General features: G+C 59.4%; 19 protein-coding genes and 1 tRNA gene. 14 read left to right on the top strand and 6 right to left on the bottom strand.

Going from position 1 to position 22,838, the window contains the following annotated elements; all coding sequences use genetic code 11:
* Positions 1–25: 25 nt before the first annotated feature.
* On the top strand, positions 26–430 hold the full coding sequence (locus SPHFLASMR4Y_RS13480) for an MAPEG family protein (RefSeq protein ID WP_089134003.1): 405 nt from the start codon (positions 26–28) through the stop codon (positions 428–430).
* A gap of 43 nt (positions 431–473) precedes the next feature.
* On the opposite strand, the gene SPHFLASMR4Y_RS13475 is transcribed toward SPHFLASMR4Y_RS13480, so the two are convergent.
* The 4 genes from SPHFLASMR4Y_RS13475 to SPHFLASMR4Y_RS13465 form a co-directional block, all read right to left on the bottom strand.
* Positions 474–3,782, bottom strand: a complete 3,309-nt coding sequence (locus tag SPHFLASMR4Y_RS13475; protein WP_089134002.1) for an FG-GAP-like repeat-containing protein — start codon at positions 3,780–3,782, stop codon at positions 474–476.
* 70 nt (positions 3,783–3,852) lie between these two features.
* Positions 3,853–4,014, bottom strand: coding sequence for a hypothetical protein (locus SPHFLASMR4Y_RS17165; protein ID WP_186265943.1), 162 nt, complete (start codon positions 4,012–4,014; stop codon positions 3,853–3,855).
* Between the two features lie 1,093 nt (positions 4,015–5,107).
* Positions 5,108–5,458: a GFA family protein gene (locus tag SPHFLASMR4Y_RS13470; RefSeq protein WP_145955541.1), complete on the bottom strand. Its 351-nt coding sequence runs from the start codon at positions 5,456–5,458 to the stop codon at positions 5,108–5,110.
* An 11-nt stretch (positions 5,459–5,469) separates the two neighbouring features.
* Positions 5,470–6,186, bottom strand: coding sequence for an NAD-dependent deacylase (locus tag SPHFLASMR4Y_RS13465; protein WP_089134900.1), 717 nt, complete (start codon positions 6,184–6,186; stop codon positions 5,470–5,472).
* 132 nt (positions 6,187–6,318) lie between these two features.
* On the opposite strand from SPHFLASMR4Y_RS13465, the gene dapB reads away from it, so the two are divergent.
* Entirely contained in the window at positions 6,319–7,047 is a 729-nt protein-coding gene (gene dapB / locus SPHFLASMR4Y_RS13460; RefSeq protein WP_089134000.1) for a 4-hydroxy-tetrahydrodipicolinate reductase, read from the top strand.
* Positions 7,048–7,226: 179 nt separating this feature from the next.
* Entirely contained in the window at positions 7,227–10,169 is a 2,943-nt protein-coding gene (locus SPHFLASMR4Y_RS13450; RefSeq protein WP_089133998.1) for a tetratricopeptide repeat protein, read from the top strand.
* A gap of 30 nt (positions 10,170–10,199) precedes the next feature.
* On the opposite strand, the gene SPHFLASMR4Y_RS13445 is transcribed toward SPHFLASMR4Y_RS13450, so the two are convergent.
* Entirely contained in the window at positions 10,200–10,673 is a 474-nt protein-coding gene (locus SPHFLASMR4Y_RS13445; RefSeq protein ID WP_145955540.1) for a hypothetical protein, read from the bottom strand.
* 154 nt (positions 10,674–10,827) lie between these two features.
* On the opposite strand from SPHFLASMR4Y_RS13445, the gene SPHFLASMR4Y_RS13440 reads away from it, so the two are divergent.
* The 9 genes from SPHFLASMR4Y_RS13440 (at position 10,828) to SPHFLASMR4Y_RS13400 (ending at position 18,791) form a co-directional block, all read left to right on the top strand.
* Positions 10,828–11,088 carry a hypothetical protein gene (locus SPHFLASMR4Y_RS13440; protein ID WP_089133996.1) on the top strand — a complete coding sequence of 87 codons (261 nt, stop codon included), beginning with the start codon at positions 10,828–10,830 and terminating at the stop codon, positions 11,086–11,088.
* Between the two features lie 120 nt (positions 11,089–11,208).
* Positions 11,209–11,985, top strand: coding sequence for a glucose 1-dehydrogenase (locus tag SPHFLASMR4Y_RS13435; RefSeq protein WP_089134899.1), 777 nt, complete (start codon positions 11,209–11,211; stop codon positions 11,983–11,985).
* Between the two features lie 148 nt (positions 11,986–12,133).
* Positions 12,134–12,535 (top strand): hypothetical protein, encoded by a 402-nt coding sequence (locus tag SPHFLASMR4Y_RS13430; RefSeq protein ID WP_089133995.1) that lies wholly within the window; start codon positions 12,134–12,136, stop codon positions 12,533–12,535.
* Between the two features lie 101 nt (positions 12,536–12,636).
* Positions 12,637–13,296 carry an endonuclease III gene (gene nth / locus SPHFLASMR4Y_RS13425; protein WP_089134898.1) on the top strand — a complete coding sequence of 220 codons (660 nt, stop codon included), beginning with the start codon at positions 12,637–12,639 and terminating at the stop codon, positions 13,294–13,296.
* A gap of 84 nt (positions 13,297–13,380) precedes the next feature.
* The gene (locus SPHFLASMR4Y_RS13420) at positions 13,381–13,788 is read left to right on the top strand and encodes a hypothetical protein (protein ID WP_089134897.1); all 408 of its coding nucleotides are present in this window, start codon (positions 13,381–13,383) and stop codon (positions 13,786–13,788) included.
* A 94-nt stretch (positions 13,789–13,882) separates the two neighbouring features.
* Positions 13,883–13,959 (top strand) — tRNA-Arg (locus SPHFLASMR4Y_RS13415).
* 252 nt (positions 13,960–14,211) lie between these two features.
* Positions 14,212–16,773, top strand: coding sequence for a TonB-dependent receptor (locus SPHFLASMR4Y_RS13410; protein WP_260806978.1), 2,562 nt, complete (start codon positions 14,212–14,214; stop codon positions 16,771–16,773).
* 67 nt (positions 16,774–16,840) lie between these two features.
* The gene (locus tag SPHFLASMR4Y_RS13405) at positions 16,841–17,392 is read left to right on the top strand and encodes a nuclear transport factor 2 family protein (RefSeq protein WP_186265942.1); all 552 of its coding nucleotides are present in this window, start codon (positions 16,841–16,843) and stop codon (positions 17,390–17,392) included.
* 49 nt (positions 17,393–17,441) lie between these two features.
* A complete protein-coding gene (locus tag SPHFLASMR4Y_RS13400; RefSeq protein WP_222102932.1) occupies positions 17,442–18,791 on the top strand; it encodes an aromatic ring-hydroxylating oxygenase subunit alpha in 1,350 nt (449 codons plus the stop codon).
* 69 nt (positions 18,792–18,860) lie between these two features.
* On the opposite strand, the gene SPHFLASMR4Y_RS13395 is transcribed toward SPHFLASMR4Y_RS13400, so the two are convergent.
* Entirely contained in the window at positions 18,861–19,484 is a 624-nt protein-coding gene (locus SPHFLASMR4Y_RS13395; RefSeq protein WP_089133992.1) for a TetR/AcrR family transcriptional regulator, read from the bottom strand.
* A gap of 220 nt (positions 19,485–19,704) precedes the next feature.
* Here SPHFLASMR4Y_RS13395 and SPHFLASMR4Y_RS13390 point away from each other — a divergent pair, with 220 nt between their 5' ends.
* Both SPHFLASMR4Y_RS13390 and SPHFLASMR4Y_RS13385 read left to right on the top strand, forming a co-directional pair.
* Positions 19,705–21,957 (top strand): TonB-dependent receptor, encoded by a 2,253-nt coding sequence (locus SPHFLASMR4Y_RS13390; protein ID WP_409928914.1) that lies wholly within the window; start codon positions 19,705–19,707, stop codon positions 21,955–21,957.
* A 20-nt stretch (positions 21,958–21,977) separates the two neighbouring features.
* On the top strand, positions 21,978–22,838 hold the full coding sequence (locus tag SPHFLASMR4Y_RS13385) for an alpha/beta fold hydrolase (RefSeq protein ID WP_089133990.1): 861 nt from the start codon (positions 21,978–21,980) through the stop codon (positions 22,836–22,838).

The raw sequence follows: 22,838 nt of genomic DNA, 5'->3' as shown, positions 1-22,838 counted from the left end.
TCCCGAAAACACAGGGAGGAAAAACATGACATTACCGGTAACCGGCCTCGCCGCCGCGATTTGTGCGCTGCTGCTGATCTATTGCGCCTATGCGACGGTCAAGGTCCGCCTCGCCACCCGGATCGGCTTTGGCGACGGCGACAATCCCGATCTGCTCGCCGCCCGGCGCACCCATGCCAATCTGTCGGAACATGCGCCGGTCTTCCTGATCATGCTGGCGATACTCGAACTGGCCAATGCCCATCATATCGGCATCACGGTCATCGCGACGATCTTCCTGATCGGCCGGGTCTCGCATATCGTCGGCATGGCCCAGCATCACAGGGGCGGCTCGCCGCGCTTTCGCCAGCTCGGTGTCCTGGCAACCTGGCTCACGACATTGGCGCTGGCACTATGGATCATCTTTCTGTTCGTGACCATGCACATATAAACCCCGCGCCGCGCTGGCCACGGGAGATCATTTGTTCCTGATTTTACGGCGCGACGGACCGATTGATCAGCAACTCGCCGCCGCGCAGATCGGCCGGGATAATGCGCGTCACCTCTCCGTCCGGCCATTGCACCTCGACCAGTGAGACTCGCTGACCCTGCCCGAGTCCGAAATGCGCGGCGATCGGGTCGAAGGACATATAGCCCCCGCTTGCCCGCACCCAGCGACGCTGGCAGGGGCCTGGCCGGATAGTGATCGAGCCGCCGCTGCACATGGTGACCATCGCCCCCACGCCCATGCTGTTACCGATCGAGTCGCGCAATCTGACCCACAGAGCCTGACCGGCAGGCCGGTCATTGCGGTGCACCACCATCGACAGGCTTTCCGGCGGGCGCAGCACGTCGATATCGCCGTCGCGATCGAAGTCGGTCAGCGCATAGCTGTAGGACGGCGCGATATCCCCGAGACCGGAGCTGTCGGTGGTATTTTTGAAGCGGCCCTGATCATTGCGATAGAAAATATTGGGTGTGGATCTGCCGGGGGACAGCCAGACACCCGTCATGACCAGCAAATCCTGCCAGCCATCCTGATCGAGATCCGCGAAGCGGCTGTTCCATCCCCAGCCCGGCATACGTATCTTTTGCGCCTCGGCTTGATCGTGAAACGCGCCGTCGGTTGACCCGGTGAACAGCATATTGCCGTGCACCACCATCGGTACATGACGCTGCGCCAGCACCTCGCCTTTCAATTGCGGCGAACGATTCAGGATCAGTCCGGCACACATATATTGCAGCGCGGGCGTCTCTGCCAGTTTCTGGTGACACGAACGGAACGCGTGCTCTGCGGATGTCCCTTGATTTTTCTGGAGGTCGATTTCGAGCTGGTTGAGATAGGCCATGGCCGCGCAAACACTGCGGTCCCGATCACTCATCAACTCCCGGCATTTGAATTTTGCGCTTTGGCCATTTTCCCGAATCTGGTCGATGGAGCGCATTTCGTTGGAGCATTGACGGATATCGTCGCTGTTCCAGCTGAGGTCTGCTGCCGCCTGTGAACAGATTTCAAAATGCCGCGCACCCATCCGGGCATCGTCACGGTCGCGCAGATTGCGATCGGATATCTGCACGCCGTAGACATCCGGCACCAGATCATTGTTCCAGTCACCCAGATCATAGCTCATCGACGTCCTGAGCAGGTAGGGAAAGGGTTGGGTAGCAGCGCCATTTGGCAGGGTCTGCCGACCGGGCCCGAAAAATAGCAGTTCGTCCGTCCCGGCAATATCGTCGCCCTTGAGCAGATCGGGATAGCCGTTGCCATCAAAATCATGCGCAAGCAGTGTCAATGTCTGCCCCGGCGTCACTGGCAATGGCGTCAGTCCGGGTGTGCCCGGACCATCATTCCAGACCATGAACACCTTTGCATCGATGGCCTGTCCATATCTGATGCTTTCCCGCCCGGTTCCACTTGCCCAGCCACCGATGGCCATATCCAGCCTGGAATCCCGGTCGAAATCGGCGAAGGCAAGGGTGAGCGCGCGAATTCTCTCCGGCAGTTGCAAGACGAAAGTACCGGCATTGGAGAGAGCAAATTGACCGGCATCATTGGGAATGACCAGAACATCGCCCATGCGGGTAGACCCGATCAGATCAAGCATGCCATCGCCGTTCCAGTCGGCAAAGGCGACGTCGAGAAACTCGCTGGCCTCATATTTGCCGAGATCCACATCCTGCCGTGCGAAATGACCGCCGAGATTGCGGTATAGTGACAGGCCGGTGCCGCCGGTCGGGCGACGGACCAGCACGTCATCCCAGCCATCGCCGTCGACATCACCGGCCGCGATCGCGCCGCCGAACATATAGGTGTCTATTTCAAAAAGCGGCGTGGTCGTGCCTTCCTCGGCCAAGCCCAGGGCGCGGCCCGGCAAGCGGGTGAAGATCGTCGTCCCGGAGTCCGGGCCCACAGGCGATTGCCGCGCGGCGGGGTAGAGCAGGCGGCTCGTCGTTATGGCGCTGCCGTTGCTGCTGGTAATTTGCCCGGACAGGGGCTCACGTACCAACCGTATCGCTGCCGAGCGGCGAGACAATTCCGCCATCGGCAGCGCAGCCGGTGCCGCAGGCGCCTGCGGCAAGGCGATCGGGCCGAGATCCGCTACTCCGGCCAGCACCTGCTCGCGCTCGTAACGCGCTTCGACAGGGCCTGCAAAATGGGCCAATATTCCGCCCGCGACAGCCATCGCGATCACAGCACCGAACATCACTAGCGCGGTGCGCCGCGAAATCACGCGCCACAGCACGATGACGGCATAGATGCTCGTGCTGCCCAGCGCGATCAGCGCCACCGTTGCATAGCTGCCGCTCAGGCCGATGTTGAGCAGCACAATGGTCAGGATCACGTCCAGAGCAATCGGCGCGGGCACGAATGCCGCGACCAGGGCCACGGCGATCATCGCCAGCGGCACCATCAGCATGCCCCCTCTGGGCAAAATACCGGCAATCGCATTGGTATCAAAAAATGAGGCAATCAGAGCGCCTAGCACCGCGGCGGCAAACATCATCGGTACGGTCAATATCGAAATGGTGAACAGATTGCTCAAGAAATTGCGCAGATACCAGATCAGCGCTCCGAACAGACTGGCCGACTGCGGACCGGCATCTTTCGGTGCGAGGCGCCGGGCAAGCCAGCCGGTCACACCGGTCGGTTCGGCCACGGGCGCTATCGCACCGAAGTCGGACCGGGTTCGCTCCGTCTCGCTGCGCAAGAGGAAATGGCATAAAAGCGGCACCGCCACCAATACCAGCAGCAGCGCCAGCACCAGCTTGATCACCGCCATATGCAGCGGCAGCAGCGCGAAGGTCATCGATACCACGATCACGTTCAGCGTGGGCGAAGCCATCATCGCAGCCAGCGTGGTTTCGAGCCGCATCCGTCCCATGTGCAGGCCGACCGCGATCGGCATCGCGCAATTGACGCAGACGCCGAGCGGCGCACCGATTGCAGCGCCAAGGGCGGCATTGCCGAAACTGCCCTTGAGTTGCCGTCGCTGCAACAGCGACAGCAATGTCAGCAAGGCAGCGCCGAACAATATGCCAAAGGTCATGCCCTTGATATTGGTGATGATCCAGTTGGCCGTATTGGCGACCAGCGCCCACCACAGCGCACTGTCGGGGAAAATATCGTAGACGATATCGAAAGCCAGACCCGACAGCGGCGTATCACCACCCATGGCGGCTTTGCTGTTCAGCGCCGGATAGCGGGAACCGGTCCAGAAAGTGATCGCGAGGCCCGCCATCGCCAGCAGGGCAATGGCCAGCCGCGGATCGCGTCCCGTGGTCCGAGGAGAACTGATCTTCATATGAATGGCGGAGTTAACCCCAATAGACTGGCCATACGGGAGCCGCGTAGCGCGCAGTGATGTCGGCTATTTAACTTGGACCAGAAGTGCCGATAAAAGTGCTTTCAAACGGTGCATAATCTTTGCCTTCGGCGCTCGCCGTGTCGCTCAACAGAACGAGCTCCGGCTTTTGATATACTCTCTTGCCGCAAGTTACGGTCTGGCTTGGAGCTATTTGGCTTTTGTAATTCATGATCATTCCCTTTTGCCATCCCCAATGCCGGGTTTCTTGGCTCGAATAGATGGTCAGGAGCGAACCCGCTCCTGCCCTTCTTTAAGCATCACCCCGCTGAGAAGAAAAGCCCTTTTTTTACTAGCAAGTTAAGGCGACGCGAAGACAGGAAAGACCGGAGAACATTCGTCGCAAGCGGAGGAAACTCCCGTGCTTGGGGGCATAACAAGCTGACCGTCCGTTCTCAGCCACTACTTCAGAATATAGCAGGTCATCATGCTATCTTGCAGGCAGTGCCGCTGTGATGTCGCCGGACTAGCTCAAACCAGCAGAAGTGAAAGGACCTGAAGTCTCACTGGTCCAGACCGTTGGCTTGCCTTCGGCACTCGCTGTATCGGTCAACAGGACGAGCTCCGGCTTTTCATATAGTTTTTTCCGGACTTGGCTGACAGATTGTTGCCCATCGTGGTTCATAAATTTCTTTCCCTGTTATTAGCGCGATCGCGGATTGCCCGTCACGTGACCTAAAATATGAATCATGTATCAGTGCGACCGTATGCTTGCCCCAATTAGGCAACATCATATTAAAAAGAAAGGCGTTTTTGACAGATCGCACTGAGGTGCATGGAGCGCATTAAAGCGGAAGTCCCCCATCATAAGTGGAGAAAGGCAACAGGATATATAATGGGGTTCGGGACCCAAGCAGGATAGTAATCCGTCAGGCGATTCCTGTTGAACGTTGCCTTGATCCTACGATCTCTGCAACCGCGCTTGTGATCAGCTCGGCCCAAAACTAAGGCCAACAGTCGTAGTCTCGTAGGAAAGAGAGGTTTTTCCTTCGACCCTAGTCGTGTCGCTCAACAGAACGAGGGACGGTTTTTCATATTTTCTTTTCCGGTCCCGGCTTGCAGGCATTGGCTTATTCTCTCGCGTCATTGTCTTCCCCGTTCATTGCTCGATCGCGGATTGCCTGACATGGAACATGAGCAAGAGCGGACCCGCGATTGCCCCAGTTAAGCATCATGAGACGGAGAAGAAAAGTTTTTTTTGTCGGACCATGATGAGACTGTGCCGGCACTGGCGCCCGTGCCGATCAACGGGTCGCGAGGGCGAATCAGAGACGCGCCCCGTCCACTTCGCGGACCGGCAGATGGTGCCATTCCCCTGTCTCGAACATTCGCATATTCACACCCATACGCTCCGGCGACGCGGTCAGCGGAGTCCAGTGGGTGAAACAGCCGCAGCGTCGGCAAATCCAGCCGGTAATCGTCCGCTTGCCCTGGACATAGGGGCTGATCGCGTCGGCCTGTGCGGCGATGGTCACTTCCCCGGGAGGCCAGTAGCCGCCGCGCCAGCCGGTCTTGCGGCAGAGCGTGCAGTTGCAGCGCAGAACTTCGGCCGGCGGTGCCGCCACCGTGATCTGCACCGCGCCGCAATGGCAACGGCCCTTCATCGCACCCGCCACGACATCCTCCCTCAACACAGCCCGTGCGAGAGGACCTGCTCGACCCAGTCCGGCACCAGCGCGCCTGCCTTGCCCATCCGGCTCTCGTGGAAGTGAAAACTGCCCTCCGAGGGATCGAGGTTCATCTCCAGCGTGCGCGCGCCGTGATAGCGGGCGGTCTGGACGAAGCCCGCAGCCGGATAGACCGCGCCCGATGTGCCGATCGACACGAACAGGTCGCAGCGGGCGAGCGCTTCCTCGATCCGCTCCATCTGATAGGGCATTTCGCCAAACCAGACGATGTCGGGCCGCAGGCTTCCGGCCTGGCCGCAGGCGGGACAGGGCGGGCCGGCGGCCATCACCCCGTCGAACGGCGAGCGCGCGTTGCAGGCCAGACACCAGGCGCTGTTCAATTCGCCGTGCATGTGCAGCAGGCGTTGCGATCCCGCCCGGTCGTGCAGGTCATCGACATTTTGCGTGACCAGAAGCAGTTCGCCCGCCCATGTCTTGTCCAGCGTCGCCAGCGCCTGATGGGCGGCATTGGGCTGCACCGTCCGGAGCTTGGCGCGGCGCTCGTCATAGAAATTCTGGACCAGCACCGGGTTGCGTTGAAAGGCCTCGGGCGTCGCGACATCCTCGACCCGGTGGCCTTCCCACAGCCCGTCCGGCCCGCGAAAGGTGGCGACCCCGCTTTCGGCGCTGACGCCGGCCCCGGTGAGGATTACGATATTGTTGACAGTGTTTAGCATATGACCTTTCTTCGTCATGCTGAACTTGTTTCAGCATCCATTTCGTCTCATAGAAATAGCCTAGAGGATAAGTGGATCCTGAAACAAGTTCAGGATGACGAATCTGCGATCAGGACCAACAGGAATTATATTATGACAGCCATCGGAATTATCGGCAGCAAGGGCCGCATGGGACAGGCGCTGGTCGCGGCGATATCGGAAGCGGGCCAAGCCCACGCCGGCGGCGCGGATCAGGGCGATGATGTCACGGCGCTGGTCGGCGCCAGCGATGTGCTGGTCGATTTCTCCTCGCCAAAGGCATTGCAGGCGACGCTCGACGCCTGCGTGGCGGCGAACAAACCGATCGTCATCGGCACCACCGGGCTGGAAGACGCGCATCATGCCGCGATCGACGCGGCGGCGAACAAAATTCCCGTATTGCAGACCGGTAATACCTCGCTCGGCGTCAATATGCTGGCGGCGCTGGTCCAGCAGGCGGCGAGCCGGCTGGGCGATGACTGGGATATCGAGATCGTCGAAATGCACCACCGGCACAAGGTTGATGCGCCGAGCGGCACCGCGAAGTTACTCGGCGAAGCGGCTGCGCGGGGGCGCGGCATCAATCTCGCCACTCACAGCGAAAGCGGCCGCGACGGGATTACCGGCGCGCGCGAAAGAGGCGCGATCGGCTTTGCAGCGCTGCGCGGCGGATCGGTGGCCGGTGATCATACAGTCATACTGGCGAGCGACGAGGAACGGATCGAGCTGACCCACCGAGCAGAAAACCGGATGATCTTCGCGCGGGGAGCAGTGAAAGCGGCCGGCTGGCTGGCCGGGCAGAGCCCCGGGCGCTACGGGATGGACGGGGTTCTGGGGTTTTAATTCTGCAACCGCACGGACAGCGTCATCGGCGTCTTCGGCGGATCAGTTGAAAAACCCGGATCGTCCAAATAGCGGCTGGAGAGATTGTACCAATTGCCTTGAATACTGAATTTGGAACATAAAGGCTTGCCTGCATAAGCTTCAGTGATATCAATGAAATATTGAAATACGGGGCTCAAATGCAAAAACTATTCTTGGTCAGCTGTGCTTTTTTGTGGGCGGCACCCGCACTTGCCGGAGAAGAGATTATATTTGCACCGCCGGGAGACTGGGTCAGCGAACAGTCCGTGGATATGGACCGGGACATATCCAACAAGGAAGCTGGCGCCGTCATGATGGGGATGCAACAGCAATTGCGTTTTGCCCAAGACAGTGACGAAATGTTCATTGGCAGCCAGATCCTCATCCAAACCCCACAGGGGTTGCAGACGATGGGCACGCTTTCCATTCCCTGGTCTCCGGACGTTTCAACGCTGATCATCCACAAACTGCATATTCTGCGGGGAAAGGAGATCATCGATATTCTGGGGAACGGGCAAACGTTTACGATCTTGCGCCGCGAAGCCAATCTGGAATCCGCCGCCCTGGATGGCATCCTGACCGCTGCCATTCAACCTGAAGACATGCGGGTCGGCGATATTGTGGATATGGCCTTTACCATCCGCGCGCATGACCCTGTTCTCAAGGGCCACTCGGAAACCATGGTGGAATTCTTCAACAATGCCCCTGATACGGAATTCTCGCTGCACGCCTTCTGGGACGATGGTTCCCGGATGCGCTGGCAGAAGAGCGATGCCCTGCCCGCACCCAAAATCACCAAGCAAAAGAACCTGACCCGATTGTCGCAACAGCTGTCGGGGACCTCCAATCTGGTACATCCGGACAAAGCCCCCGCTCGCTATGCCCCTGTACGCACGATTGAATTCAGCGATTTCGGCGGGTGGAACGAAATTTCGGCACTGATGGCTCCGCTTTATATCGAAGCGGCAGAAATCCCGCCTGGTTCGTCCCTGATGGCCGAAGTCGACAAAATTCGTGAAGCGAGCAACGACCCAAAAATCCAGACCGACCTAGCCCTGACACTGGTGCAGAACCGCGTGCGGTATGTCTATCGCGGCATGAATACCGGCAATCTTGTTCCGGCAGATGCGCTCTCGACCTGGAAAAGAAAATTCGGTGACTGCAAGGGCAAGACAGCCCTGCTGGTCGCCATTCTTGCAGAACTTGGAATCGAGGCCGTGCCGGCCGCGGTCAGCACCTCGCGGGGCGACGGACTGGACAAAAGACTGCCATTGGTCGGACATCTCGATCATATTCTGGTCAAGGCAAATATTGCCGGGAAGACATATTGGCTCGATGGAACCCGGCAAGGGGATGCCAACATCGACAACATCCAGATACCCCCGTTTCACTGGGCATTGCCCGTTCTGATTGAAGGTGCGGAGCTGGAGCCTTTGAACCAGCAGCCACTGGACCAACCGAATGAATTTACCGATATCTGGATTGATGCAAGCGCGGGAACAACGTTGCCCGCCATCATCGAAATCAAGAGCGTGCTGCGCGGGGACGGCGCGATCGCCAGCAAGACTGTTCTGGAGCAGCTTTCAGCCCAAGACCTGGACAAAGCGCTGCGCAATTACTGGAACGGCAAATTCAAATTCATAGAGCTTTCGGATGTTGGCCATCATTTTGACCCGGAAAGCGGCGAGTATCGCTTGACGGCATCGGGAACCACAAAGCTGGACTGGGGATGGAAAGGATTTCGGCTCGACTCCGCCCGGATCGGCTGGGCCGTCGACTATGAACGCGAAGACGGCCCCAATATGGACGCGCCCGTCGCCATACAATTTCCCCATTTTTCCGCGCATAAGCTAACAATGGTTCTGCCCCATGACGGGGCCGGCTTTTCTGTAGCAGGCGAAGATATCGACACCACTACCGGAAACTATGCCTTCAAGCGGGTCACAAGGATTTCCGGCGATGAACTGGTCATGGAATCAAGCCAGCGCAGCCTCGCCGGCGAAATATCCTGGACCGACGCCATCGCCGCAGCCGAGAATATAACCGAATTGAGCAAATCTTTCGTCTATGTGAGGCGCCCGTATGATTATCGACTGACCCCGGCGGAAATTGCAGCGCTGGATGAAAGAAAGCCGGAAACCGCGACAGATTATTCCGTTCGCGGCAACGACTATCTGGACCTGGGGAAATTTGACAAGGCCATCGCCGACTTCACCAAGGCGGTGGAGCTGGACCCGGAACATGCTTATGCTTGGGCCAATCGCGGTGTCACTTATGCGCATATGAACAATGCCCCAGCTGCAAAGGCCGATCTTGACAGAGCGGAAAGTATTGATCCCCGGGTTGAAGTCGTCTTTCACGGCCGTGCGGTTCTGGCGCAGACGGCCAATGATATCCCATCGGCGATTGCGGCCTTGACCAGAGCGATCGACCTGAAAGCGAAAAATAGCTGGGCGCTCGCAAGGCGGGCCGACTTGTATTTTTCCCGGGGAGATTATGACAGCGCGATGGCCGATGCCCAGACGCTGCTGGATTTTGATCCGACATCCAAGGCTGGCGCATATTATAAGGCAAAAAGCCTCTCCCGGATGGACCGTCATCAGGATGCCCTGTCTTTTCTGGACAATAGCGATCCAACAATATCCGGCGACATGGAGTTTCAGCTCATCCGGGCAGAGATTCATGTGCGAATGGGGGATGCCGAAAGAGCGCGCGAAATTTATGCCCGGATTCGCAACGATGCGGAGGAAAGTGGCAGACGGTTCAATGCGCTTTGCTGGAGCCTCGCTACGGTGAGTTTCGATCTGGAAACCGCTCTTCTCGACTGCAATGCAGCGCTCAAGCTCGAGCCCGGCCAGCCCGCCTATCTCGACAGCAGGGCCATGGTCTTCCTCCGGCAGGGCAGATATTTGGAAGCGATTGACTCTTATGATCAGGCGTTGGAAAAGTCTGAGGATTTCGCCATTTCCCTATATGGACGGGGGCTGGCCAAACTGCACAATGGCGATCTGGCGGGCGGCGAGGCTGACCTGAAAGAGGCGGAAGATTTGCAACCGGGAATTGCCGCAGACTTCAAGGATTTGGGCCTCGAACGGCCCTGACCGAAGCCAGCCTGCACGACACCGCGAGCGCTAAACTCCGCTTGCCTGCATGGCTGTCATTTCAGGTGCATCCCTGACCGCGCCCACATCGATCGGGCCATGGTCCTCGACTTGCGCTTCCGCATAGCCCGCATCATCTTCCTCGTGGCCACCGTCAGCGCCGAAATTCCCCTCGCTCCAGGCCTGCAGACGCTCCAGACGGAGCCGGTCGGCCTTGCGGGCCGGTTCCTCGGGCGCCAAGATGCGGGTGCCATTCTGATAGCGGCCGATTTCATAACCGGCCCTGGCATATTGCACAGGCTGCGCCGGGGTTGTGCGGGCCGGAACATGGGGCATCTTGTAGGCATTCTGGCCGAGCGCATAGCGCTCGACCGGATCGATCGGTGGCGGCACGGACAGGCGGGCATGCATGGATTGCCGCGTCAGGTCGCCGAGCACGATCCCCGCCATCAGCGCCAGCGACAGGCCGATCATCATGTAGGAAAAAATTTCCGTCCGTGTCATTTTCGTTCCCATGGAAGAATTACGCGCATCGGGACGATCCGTTCCCGGTGGGGCGGCATCTGCGAAACTCCGGGACCCTGGTCCTGGCTTCGGGCAAGGATCCGGGCGGGATGCCCGGCTTGCCAATATCGCCCGGACCGCATAAGCCCGGCCCATGGATTTTGATGACCAGTTGCAACGCTATTTCGGCACCGCCGATCTGGCCGCGATCCAGCCGGAGGCGCTGGCGGCGGGGATCGAGCATATGCGCGTCGATTTCGGCCTGGAGAAGGACCGCGGGCGGCGCTTCGCGCTCTGGACATTGCTGTACATGCTCGGTGCACCGCTGGACCTCGAAACGGCTTTCGAGGACGAGACCGACCGCAACAGCGCGCGCGATTTCATGGACATGATGGCCCGGGTCGAGGGCGACTGAGCGGGAAAGCGCAGGCCGGTACAGCATCCGCGATCGCCGTTCCCAAGTCGCGCGTGGACTTTCCGCCAACGATGTGAAAAAGGTGGCCGCTTGTCAATCAACGGGAGAATGCGGGTGTCGATGAAGAGCTTATTTGATGTGCAGGGCAAGGTCGCCGTGGTAACCGGCGGATCCAGCGGTATTGGCGCGATGATGGCCCAGGGCCTGATCGAAAATGGCGCAAAAGTCTATATCACCGCCCGCAAGGAAGAGCGGCTTATGGCGAAAGCGGCCGAGCTGTCCGCACTGGGCGAGTGCATCGCGATCCCGGCGGACCTGTCCCGCGTCGAGGGCATCGAGGCGCTGGTCGCGGCGGTCAGCGAGCGCGAAGAGAAGATCGATATCCTGATCAACAACGCCGGCGCCAACTGGAGCGCGCCGATCGAGGATTTCCCGGAATCGGGCTGGGACAAGGTAATGGACATCAATATCAAGTCGATCTTCTTCGCCACCCAGAAATTCCTGCCGCTGCTGAAGGCCTCCGGTACTGCGGACGAACCGGCGCGCGTGATCAATATTGCCTCGATCAACGGCATCCGCAATTCGGGCATGCCGACCTATGCCTATACCGCCAGCAAATCCGGCGTGATCAATCTGACCGAGCATCTGGCCACCGATCTCGCCCCTTTTAATATCAACGTCAACGCCATTGCTCCCGGGTTCTTCCCGAGCAACATGACCAAGCAGATCGTCGAGAATGACGGGATGACCAAGATGGCGATCTCGCAGATCCCGCGCGGCCGGATGGGCGCGCCGGAGGATATTGCCGGCACCGCACTCTATCTCTGCTCGCGCGCATCCTCCTGGATGATCGGCCAGGCGCTGGTGCTTGACGGCGGGATGATTTCGCGGCCCTGAGCCGGACTTGCGGCACGACGGGGGCGACGGGCATCTGTTTCTGACGGCATCGCCCGTCTGTTCAGTAAAGCGCAATGAACCTGTTTTTAAGGCAAGACACGATCGGGGGGTTGCCGTCGACGGGGCGGAGCAGCGAAAAGGCCAGTTCATGTCTTGCAAAAATGTCGCAGTCGCCGGGGCCATCATCATGGCAGGCCTGTTCTGGTCGACCGGCGCCGCGGCCGACCCGGCTCCCGATCTCGACACGCCGGAGCGGATCAACATTCTCGTGACCTTTGGCGACGACGAATGTCCGGAGGCAGAGGGCGACGAAATAGTCGTCTGCGCCCAGCGGCCCGAATCGGAACGCTATCGAATCCCTCCCGAATTGCGCGAAAGCGAAGAGGAACAGGCGGGCGAACAGAGCTGGTCCTCTGCCGTGGCCTCGCATGACGAAGCCGCACGTCCCGGCCGTCCGGGCAGCTGCTCGGTTGTCGGCACATACGGCTTTTCCGGCTGTCAGGCCGCGATCATGCGGCAATGGTTCGACGAGCGCCGCACCGATCGGTGAGCACGGGGCACCGCTGACCAGCACACCGGACGGCGGCTGTCATTCCATGCCGGACGGTCTGGCGATTGTATTTTGCGCCGCTACCGGCCATGACGGCGCGCATGAAAAAAGCCGATATCTTCGAATTCTATTCCCGCCTCGCCGCCGACAATCCGGCGCCGGAGACCGAGCTCAACTATGGCAATGTCTACCAGCTGGTGGTCGCCGTGGCGCTGTCGGCGCAATCGACCGATATCGGCGTCAACAAGGCGACCCGGCGCCTGTTCGCCGAAGTCACAACGCCGCAGCAGATGGTCGATCTCGGGCTCGACGGGCTGAAGGAGCATATCAAGACGATCGGCCTCTATAATACCAAGGCGAAAAATGTCATCGCGCTGTCGGAGATGCTGATCGCCGACTATGGCGGCGAGGTCCCGGCGGATCGCGACGCGCTGGTCAAGCTGCCCGGCGTCGGGCGCAAGACCGCCAATGTCGTGATGAACTGTGCCTTCGGTGCCGAAACCTTCGCGGTCGACACGCATATTTTCCGGGTCGGCAACCGCACCGGCCTGGCGCCGGGCAAGACGGTGCTGGCGGTGGAGAAAAAGCTGGAGAAGCAGACCCCTGCCCCGTTCCGCGTCCACGCCCATCACTGGCTGATTCTGCACGGCCGCTATATCTGCAAGGCGCGCAAGCCGGAATGTTGGCGCTGCCCGGTTGCCGACCTGTGCCGGTTCAAGAAGAAGACACCGGCGCCGGACGGCTGGACCGGCACGTCCTAGCAGGGCCGGCAGCATTCAGCTTTGCGAAATGTGAAGCGGTGTAAAATGCGCCGTCCAGATGGAAATCATCCGCAGGAGAAGAACATGCGCTTTCAGACCCCTCTCATCCTCGCCTCCGCTCTCGCTGCAGGCAGCGTCGCCTTTGCCGCCGACAGAGCTTCGGACGATGACAAATACGAGATTCGCGATATCGGCGAGCCGGAAAACTGCATCACGCGCTCAAGCATCCGCTCGACCGACGTGATCGACGACCAGACCATCGATTTCAAGATGCGGGGCGGCGATATCTATCGCAACCGCCTGCCCAACAGATGCGGCGGGCTCGGCTTTGAAGAGGCCTTTTCCTACAAGACTTCGACCAACCAGCTGTGCAGCGTCGACATCATCCACGTGCTCAGCCAGACCGGCGGCCGGCTCGACACCCGCAGTGCCTGCGGTCTCGGCAAATTCCAGAAAATCGAGAAAATTCCGAAAGAAGAAAGCGCCGATTAGCACGACGGCCGGACGGATTTCCCGAAGGTGGAATAATCTATTGGCAAAGCGGCAAATCCGCTGCTAGATGCGCACCCGGCGAGACACCGCCCCGGCACCCGTAGCTCAGCTGGATAGAGCGCTGCCCTCCGAAGGCAGAGGCCAGAGGTTCGAATCCTCTCGGGTGCACCAGTTTTTCGATCCCCCCCTATTTTTGATCCTCCCTATATGCGTCAGGCAACCCGCTGTCCCGGGTGGTAATTCTCGCTGGCTGCCCCCCAACTCTATCGAGCCAAGTAAACCGGCGCGGTTCTTGGGCAGGATTACTCGCTCCTTATTTTGTTAGGGCATTTTTGCTAGGCGCAAAAATTTTGCAGTCAGATACCTTCCGGCCAAGCGCAAGAAAAAGCGCAGATATAGTTCAACTTGAGGAGGGATAACGGAATGGCAAAGACCGCTTTGCGTACAGATTTACTTTACGGAACATCGATTGTGGTGGCCATGCTGGCAACCTCCACGGCAGCCCACGGGCAGACAGCCGCGCCGAACGCCGCCGCTGCGCAACCGCTGGCCGGATCGGTCGCGGTGCAGCCGGTTTCCATCACCGCCCCGTCCATATTGAGCCAGGCTGCTGTCGATTCGACCGAGTCGCCGGAAGCGGAAATCAGGGAGCAGTCCGGCGGACTGCAGGCGATCGTCGTGACCGCCCGTCGCCGGGAAGAAACCGTCCAGTCGATTCCGGTATCGGTACAGGCAATCACCGCCGAGGAAATCCAGCAGCGCGACCTGTCGAGCCTGGAAAAGATCGCCGCAGCGACTCCGAACTTCACCATCGCCCGCGCTTCCAATGGCGCCGGCGCGCAGCTGACCCTGCGCGGCATCGGTTCCTCGGCGACATCGATCGGGATCGAACAGTCGGTCGCGATCGTCGTCGACAGCGTCTATTACGGCCAGGGCCGGATCATCAACGAGGGTTTTTTCGATCTCGCACGGGTCGAGGTGCTGAAAGGGCCGCAGTCGCTGTTCTTCGGCAAGAACGCGACCGCCGGCGTGATTTCCCTGACCACCGCCGATCCCGGCTATGACCCGGAATATATCGGCCGGGTCGGCTATGAATTTGCCGCCGAGCGCGCCTTTGCCGAAGCGATTATCTCGGAACCGCTGACCGACAGTCTCGGCGTGCGGATTGCCGTTCGCGGATCGCGCATGTGGGGTGGCTATTATACCAACCGGCAACAGACGATCGACTATCCGACGCTCGATGTCGCTACCGGCGCGACCAACCCGCACACTGCGGCACCGGCGGCAAAGGACGCACCGCAGGAACGCGAGCTGATCGGTCGGGTAACGCTGAAATATGAACCGGATGACCGGCTGACCGCAAAGCTCAAGGTCTCCGGCAGCTACAACCGCACGGTTGGCAATGGCTGGAACTATGTCGCCACCAATTGTGTCACGGGCCAGACCACCAACGCCCCCAATTATCCGTGCGACGGCGGCTTTGTCACGCACCAGAATGATTTCCCGGTCGATATTGCACAGGATTATCCGTTCGCCCGCGATGACGGCGCACTGTACAATAAATATAAAAGCTGGTCGGCAACCGGATCGCTTGAATATGCGCTCGACAATGTGACGATCAGCTCGATCACCAATTATAACTGGAACAACAACAAATTTGCCTGCGACTGCGACTTTCTGAGCGCCGGCGTCTGGGCAACGGAAAATGCCAGCTACCACGCCTTCAGCCAGGAATTGCGCGCGCTCACCGATTTCGACGCGCCGGTAAACCTGATGATCGGCGGACTGTATCAGAGCACCAAGCGGGACTTCTACCAGGCGGTGATGTTTGCCAATCTGGAAGATTCCAGCGCATCGGCGAGCAACCGCTATATCGCCTATTCCAAAGAGTCGGAAACCGAGGGCGAGACCCTTTCCGCTTATGGTCAGGTGATGTGGCAGATCACGCCGACACTCGAAGCCACCGGCGGTGTCCGCTATATCCACGAAACCAAGGAAAGCAGCTTCACCCAGCCTTATGTCAATGCCGGGCTGCAGGGGCTGTTCCTGCCCGAAAGCGCAGCGGTGAACGGCACGATCTTCGGCGACCAGACCTTCAACGACTGGTCCCCCGATTTCACCCTGCGGTGGAAGCCGACCGACGATATCATGCTCTATGGTGCCTATCGGGTCGCCTACAAGTCGGGCGGTTTTTCAAACAGCGCGATCAACTCGGCGCTGTCTCCCGATCCGGAAGGCGATCTCACCTTCAACCCGGAAAAGGGCAAGGGCTATGAAGTCGGCATCAAGTCGAACCTGGCCGACAACCAGCTGCAGGCGAACCTGACCTATTATAACTATAAATATACCGATCTGCAGGTCGACTTTTTCAACAGCGCGATCTTTGCCTATATCACCTATAATGCAGGCAGCGCCCGCAGCGAGGGTGTCGAACTGGAGCTGGAATATGCGCCGTATTCGATCCCCGGCCTGCGCTTGCGCGGCAATCTGAATTATAATGAAGCGCGCTATGAGGACTTTATCGCGCCCTGCTACGGCGGCCAGTCGATCGCGGCCGGCTGTTCGCTGGTGGTCGGCGGCGTGCCTTCGCAGGATCTCAGCGGTACCGCTACATCGGCGGCACCGGACTGGACCGGTACCATCGGCGTTTCCTACGAAACCGAAATATCGACCGATCTGAAATTCGGCACCAATGTCGATATGCGCTATAGCGACTCCTATATCGCATCGAGCTTTGGTGATCCGGGTACCACGCAATCCTCTTACGCGATTCTCGATGCCGGCCTGCGCATCGGCGCGGCGGACGACAGCTGGCAACTGGCCCTGATCGGCAAGAATTTGACCAACAAATTCTACTTCACCGGCGGTGGCACAGCGCCATCGACCGGCTCGGGAACCGGCACGGCGAACGCGGTTCCGGGCGACAATATCGGCTATGGCGCCTTCCCGCGGACGGTGACCCTTCAGGCCACCGTGCGCTTCTAGGCGACACGGGAATAGAGGCATGGCGGTCCCGGCGGATCGCCATGCTGCTACAAAAGGAGACAGGATCATGACCTCAGCCCAACCGCAATCTGCTGCATCGCCCTCGCGCGAACAGCGCATCTCCGACATGCTCGACAAACAGGACTGCAGCGAACTGGTGCATCGTATGGCCCGGGCGATTGACCGCTGCGACAGCGATCTGGTCGATGAACTGTTCCATCCCGATGCAACGGATGATCATGGCAGCTACAAGGGCAGCGCCAGGGATTTCACGCCATGGGTGATGGAAGTCCTGTCGGGCATGCACCGCACCCAGCATGTGATAGGCAATATCCTGATCCGGCTGGATGGCGACACCGCTTATGGCGAAAGCTATTTCATCGCGCATCACGCGATTCCCGCCGAGGACGGCAGCGACAACTTCATGATTGCCGCCGGTCGTTATCTCGATCGCTTCGAACGCCGGGATGGCGCGTGGCGATTCGCCCATCGCGGCGCGGTCTACGACTGGAGCAGCATCAGCCCGTCGACCGACATCTGGGACCGCACCAATATGCCCGACTACAGTTTCGGCGTCCGCGGGAAAGACGACCCGTCCTACGCCCATTTCAATCGCTAGTCCGAATATGATATCATAAGCCCAGAACGGAAAATTTTAGGAGAAACCCATGTCCAAAGTCATGACCGACGAACGCTCCGCCGCCTCGCTGAAGGCCGCGACCGAAAAGCTGCGTGATCCGGAATTCCGCAACACGCCGATCACCCCGGATCGCTATTATTCGCAGGAATGGGCCGACAAGGAATGGGACACGATCTGGACCAAGACCTGGCAGATTGCCGGTGTTGCCGACCAGCTGCAAAAGGCCGGTGACTGGATCACCGCCGATTTCGGACCGGAAACCATTGTCTGCATCCTCGGCGAGGATAGCGAGACCCGCGCTTTCTACAATGTCTGCCAGCACCGCGGCATGCCGCTGGTCACCGGTGAACAGGGCAATGCCCGTGGCAAGAGACTGACCTGCCCCTATCATGGCTGGGCCTATGAATTCACCGGCAATCTCAAGTCGGTTCCCGACGAGGCCGACTTCTTGCAAGGCTCGCCCTGCGGCAAGCTGAATCTCAAGCCGGTGCAGTGCACGGTCTGGGCCGGGTTCATCTGGATCAACATGGACGAGAATGCCGTTTCGTTGCGCGAATATCTCGGACCGATTGCCGAGCAGATCGAAACCTATCCGATGGACAAGATGAAGCGGACCCACTGGGTCACCGTCGAGGGCAATTTCAACTGGAAACTGATCCAGGACAATTTCAACGAAAGCTATCACGTGCCTTTCGTCCATCCGCAGACCAAATTCGTGATGGAATATTCGCACCATCACTGCAAATTCGATCTCTATCCGGAAGGCCATGCGCATATGATCATGCCCGGCGCCGGACCGACCAAGAATCTGCGCGGCGGCGAAAAGGAAACATTGGAGCAACTGGCCGAGGAACTGGAATTCTGGGGGCTCAATCCGGATGATTACCGGCAGGGCAAGACCGGCGAGATCCGGCTGGCGCTGCAAAAGGCCAAGCGCGAGCTGGGCGCGGAAAAAGGCTTCGACTTCTCCGCCTATCAGGACTCGCAACTGACCGACCACTGGCATTATACGATCTTCCCGAACCTGTCCTTCAGCCTGAAGCCGGACGGCAATATCTGGCTGCGCGCCCGGCCGCACGAGAGCGATCCGCAGAAATGCTATTTCGACATGTGGTATATGACGCTCTTCCCCGAGGGCACCGACCGCTATTATTCGCAGAGCATGGCCGAATGGGTCGACACGTCCGTGCCCGCGCCGCATGTTCAGGGCAAGGTCGAGGACGTGTCGATGGGCCCTGGCATCGATCAGGATGTCGAGGTCTGGGAAGTCCAGCAGCGCGGCCTGAATTCACGCGGCTACGAGCGAGACTATCTCGCCTGGCAGGAACGGCGGGTTCGCTATTTCCACGAGAATCTCGAAGCCTGGATGGCCAAATAATCCGAATGCAACAGCAGCGCACCGGCGGCGGCAAGGCCCGCGCCGGTGCGGATATCCCGCTCTGACGGGTTAGCGCTTTTTCGCGATGCCCTCTGCTAACAGGCTATGGGCCAGCTCGGCGATTTCGCCGGGCGATTTTTCTTCCGACCAGATGCCATAGCGCAGCCCCAGGAAGACGTTCATCCCCATGATCGCCCAGGCGTGCGCCTCTTCCAGCCCGCCGCGCAAGTCTCCGGCGCTGCTGCCTTCCTGCAACCGTTCGTAAATCCGCCGGGCGGTCTCTTCATAATGTGCGCGATAGCTTGCCGGATCGACAAATTCGGCTTCGTCGATGATCCGGTAGATTTCCTTATGCTCGCGGGCGAAGGTCATGAACGCTTCGAGCGCCTGCTTCTCCCGCTCCAGCGCATCCTGCCACTGGGTCATTGCCTCTGCAGCATGACTCTTCACCCGCGTGCTCATATCCTTGACCAGAGCGCTGAACAGCTCGTCCTTTGAATCGAAATAGGTGTAGAAACTGCCTAGCGCGGTCCCGGCCCGCTGGGTGATGCCGGTGATCGAGGCTTCGTGAAAGCCCTTCTCGCCAAATTCCAGCGCCGCGGCGTCGAGCAGCTTGCGCTTGGTTTTCAACCCGCGTGCGGTGCGCGGCTGTTTGTCTTTGGACTCAAGATGTTCGGAATATTCAGTGGCCATAATGTCACGGCTAACCGCATTTAACCGGATAAGCAAATTTCTAAGTTGAATATTGGTTCAACTTTCAATATAGGTCCGGCAACGACCTGGAAATGCCAGGCAGATATTCAAGGAGGATGCTTTCATGAAATTCCAGCACACCGTTAGTTATGCAGCGATTGTCACAGGGCTTGCGGGCGGATTGATCGCCCCGGCCGCGGCTCAGGCCCAGTCATCGGAAATGGCATCAGAGAGCAATGATGACGGCGCGATCGTTGTCACCGCCCGGCGCCGTGAAGAACGGCTAAACGATGTGCCGATCGCGATTACCGCTTATTCTGCCGAGATGCTTGAACAGCAGGGCGCCGTCGACATTACCGATATCGGTTTGACCACACCCAATACCACGCTGGAATCGTCGCGCGGCACCAACTCGACGCTCTCCGCCTTCATCCGCGGCATCGGTCAGCAGGATCCGGTCTCCGGTTTCGAACAGGGCGTCGGCATCTATCTCGACGATGTCTATCTCAACCGGCCACAAGCCGCGGTGCTGGATATTTATGATGTCGAGCGTATCGAAGTGCTGCGCGGACCGCAGGGCACGCTTTATGGCCGCAATACCATCGGCGGCGCGGTCAAATATGTGACCAAACGCCTGCCGCAGGACCCATCGTTCAAGGCGCGGGTGACTTATGGTACCTATGACCAGGCCGAAGCGGTGGTCACAGCCAGCATGCCGATTGGCGACCTGGTGCGTGTCGGCGCTTCCGGTGCCCGGCTGTCGCGCGGCGGTTTTGGTGACAATCTGACAAATGGTCTGGAAAATTATAACAAGGATATCTGGGCCGGTCGCGGCACCCTTGAAGTGGGTGGCTATGGCGAGCCCGTTCTCATCCGTATTTCCGGCGACTATACCAAGGACAAGAGCAATCCGCGCGGTGGCCATCGCCTGATCCCGGGCGCCGTGTCCGGCGCGCCGGTTCTCGACGATGTGTTCGACACGCGTGGCGGCCTCAACGATCCGGTTCAGGATATCGAAGCTTATGGCGTGGCGATGAACATCACCGCCAATCTCAGCGATACCGTGACCCTGCGGTCGATCAGTGCCTGGCGCAAGGATGATACGGCAACGCCAATCGACTTTGACGCGCTGCCGGCGGTCGATCTGGATGTCCCCGGATTTTATCGCAACGAGCAGATCAGCCAGGAATTCCAGCTGCTCTATGAAGGCGACAAGCTCAACGGGCTGGTCGGTTTCTACTATCTCGATGCCAAGGCCGACACCCTGTTCGATGTCCGCCTGTTCACGACATTTGCCGGCCTGACCGCCTTTACCCAGGCCGAAGTCGACACCGAAACCTATGCGGTTTTTGCCGACTTTACCTATGATTTCACCGAGCAGCTGAGCCTGTCGCTCGGCGGCCGCTATACATGGGACGAGCGGACAGCCAGCATCTTGCGGCAAAATTACCTCGGCGGCGGCTCGCCGACCTTCGGCGGCGCAGGCATTCCCTTCGGCGCGCCCGGAACGGACTTTGAAGGCAGTGCGAATTTCAAGAAATTCACGCCGCGCGCCTCGCTGAGCTACAAGCCGACCCCCGATCACAATATCTACGCCAGCTTCTCGCAGGGCTTCAAGGGCGGCGGATTTGATCCGCGCGGTGTCGGCGTCAATGCGCCGACGACCAATGCCAGTGGCATCCCGAGCGATGCCGAGGTGGCGACCTTCCTGAGTTTCCAGCCTGAATCGGTCGACAGCTATGAAGTCGGCTATAAGGGCAGCCTACTCGACGGCGCGCTCAATATCGCGCTTGCCGGCTTCTATACCGATTATACCGATGTGCAGATTCCCGGATCGGTGGCCTGCACCGTCGCTGGTCTGCCGTCCTTCTGCGGTGTGATCAACAACGCCGGCAAGGCAACGCTCAAGGGCATTGAACTGGAAGCGTCGGCACGGCTCGGCGAGGATCTGATGGCAGGGGGTGACCGGGTAATGTTCTCCGGCGCGCTCGGCTATATTGATGCCGAATATGACGAATATATCACCAATATTGGCGGCGTTCCGACCGATGTTGCGGAATTCCGCTCGGTGCAGAATACGCCGGAATGGACCGCCAGCGGGACATTGTCCTACTCGGCACCAGCAGGAGATGGCGATATCTATTTCGGCACCACCCTGTCCTATCGCAGCAAGACCAACCAGTTCGAGATTGCCAATCCCTTTATCGACCAGAAGGGCTTCGCGCTGCTTGATGCCAATCTTGTCTATAACGCACCGGACAAGCGCTGGAGCATTGGGCTGCACGGCAAGAATCTGACCAACAAAAGGTACAAGACTTCCGGCTATACCTTTGTCGCCGCCGATCCGGTGACCGGTGCCATCATCCCCGGAGCCAATGGCCAACCGATTGGTACGCTCGGTCCCGAGGGCACGCTGACCGCCTTTTACGGCAATCCGCGTCAGGTCTTCATCACAGCCGGGGTGAAATTCTGACCGGCACGTAGGCAAATCCGATGACATATGCCGATCATTTCTACCGGAGCGCAGACGACCGGCTGAACCTTTATGCCCGACTCTATGACGGCGATGGTCCGTCGCTGCTGCTGATGCACGGTCTGACCCGGAACAGTGGTGATTTCGACGGGCTCGCCGAGCATCTCGCCGGACGTTATCAACTGATCGTCCCCGACCAGCGCGGTCGCGGACGGTCAGATTATGATCCCGACCCGGAAAATTACACGCCCGCCGTCTATGTCGAGGATATGTATGCGCTGATTGACGGCCTCGACCTCGGGACCATCGGCATGGTCGGCACGTCGATGGGCGGGCTGATGGCGATGATGATGGCGGCCAGAACGCCGGACCGTTTCAACAGCCTGATATTGAACGATATCGGCCCCGCGGTGGAAGCGAGCGGCCTCGCCCGGATACAGTCCTATGTCGGCCAGCCGGCGGTCTTTGACGACTGGCAGCAGGCCGCCGACCATTGTCAGGCGGTGCAGAGCGACAATATGATCGGCTTTGCCGCGCAGGACTGGATGGCTTTCGCCCGGAACACCTGCGAAGAAACGCCCGAGGGCAATATCCGCTTTGCCTATGATCCGGCCATTTCGATAGGTCTGTCGGGCAGCGAGCAGACCGTTGTGCCGCCGGACCTCTGGCCAATGTGGGACAGGCTGTCTGCTCTGCCCGTGCTGGTCATTCGCGGGGCGTTGTCAGACATATTGTCCCGCACTACCGTCGCAGAAATGGGACGCCGGCATCCGGACCAGTTCACTGCTGTCGAAATAGACGATCGCGGCCATACACCGATGCTGGACGAAGCCGATGCGCTGGCAGCGATTGACCGTTTCTACGCACAAATCGGACAATGA

Origin of the sequence: Sphingorhabdus sp. SMR4y (genome assembly GCF_002218195.1) — a bacterium.
In the GTDB taxonomy this organism is placed as follows: domain Bacteria; phylum Pseudomonadota; class Alphaproteobacteria; order Sphingomonadales; family Sphingomonadaceae; genus Parasphingorhabdus.
Note: the sequence above shows the minus strand (reverse complement) of the source record. Positions and strands in the feature narration are given on the sequence as shown.

Excerpts from the sequence above, each read along its gene's own strand:
- SPHFLASMR4Y_RS13475 (WP_089134002.1), bottom strand. The coding sequence starts at position 3,782 with ATGAAGATCAGTTCTCCTCGGACCACGGGACGCGATCCGCGGCTGGCC.
- SPHFLASMR4Y_RS17165 (WP_186265943.1), bottom strand. The coding sequence starts at position 4,014 with ATGAATTACAAAAGCCAAATAGCTCCAAGCCAGACCGTAACTTGCGGC.
- SPHFLASMR4Y_RS13445 (WP_145955540.1), bottom strand. The coding sequence starts at position 10,673 with ATGACACGGACGGAAATTTTTTCCTACATGATGATCGGCCTGTCGCTG.
- SPHFLASMR4Y_RS13420 (WP_089134897.1), top strand. The coding sequence starts at position 13,381 with ATGCGCTTTCAGACCCCTCTCATCCTCGCCTCCGCTCTCGCTGCAGGC.
- SPHFLASMR4Y_RS13400 (WP_222102932.1), top strand. The coding sequence starts at position 17,442 with ATGTCCAAAGTCATGACCGACGAACGCTCCGCCGCCTCGCTGAAGGCC.
- SPHFLASMR4Y_RS13450 (WP_089133998.1), top strand. The coding sequence starts at position 7,227 with ATGCAAAAACTATTCTTGGTCAGCTGTGCTTTTTTGTGGGCGGCACCC.
- nth (WP_089134898.1), top strand. The coding sequence starts at position 12,637 with ATGAAAAAAGCCGATATCTTCGAATTCTATTCCCGCCTCGCCGCCGAC.
- SPHFLASMR4Y_RS13410 (WP_260806978.1), top strand. The coding sequence starts at position 14,212 with ATGGCAAAGACCGCTTTGCGTACAGATTTACTTTACGGAACATCGATT.
- dapB (WP_089134000.1), top strand. The coding sequence starts at position 6,319 with ATGACAGCCATCGGAATTATCGGCAGCAAGGGCCGCATGGGACAGGCG.
- SPHFLASMR4Y_RS13465 (WP_089134900.1), bottom strand. The coding sequence starts at position 6,186 with ATGCTAAACACTGTCAACAATATCGTAATCCTCACCGGGGCCGGCGTC.
- SPHFLASMR4Y_RS13435 (WP_089134899.1), top strand. The coding sequence starts at position 11,209 with ATGAAGAGCTTATTTGATGTGCAGGGCAAGGTCGCCGTGGTAACCGGC.
- SPHFLASMR4Y_RS13430 (WP_089133995.1), top strand. The coding sequence starts at position 12,134 with ATGTCTTGCAAAAATGTCGCAGTCGCCGGGGCCATCATCATGGCAGGC.
- SPHFLASMR4Y_RS13390 (WP_409928914.1), top strand. The coding sequence starts at position 19,705 with ATGGCATCAGAGAGCAATGATGACGGCGCGATCGTTGTCACCGCCCGG.
- SPHFLASMR4Y_RS13385 (WP_089133990.1), top strand. The coding sequence starts at position 21,978 with ATGACATATGCCGATCATTTCTACCGGAGCGCAGACGACCGGCTGAAC.
- SPHFLASMR4Y_RS13405 (WP_186265942.1), top strand. The coding sequence starts at position 16,841 with ATGACCTCAGCCCAACCGCAATCTGCTGCATCGCCCTCGCGCGAACAG.
- SPHFLASMR4Y_RS13395 (WP_089133992.1), bottom strand. The coding sequence starts at position 19,484 with ATGGCCACTGAATATTCCGAACATCTTGAGTCCAAAGACAAACAGCCG.
- SPHFLASMR4Y_RS13440 (WP_089133996.1), top strand. The coding sequence starts at position 10,828 with ATGGATTTTGATGACCAGTTGCAACGCTATTTCGGCACCGCCGATCTG.
- SPHFLASMR4Y_RS13480 (WP_089134003.1), top strand. The coding sequence starts at position 26 with ATGACATTACCGGTAACCGGCCTCGCCGCCGCGATTTGTGCGCTGCTG.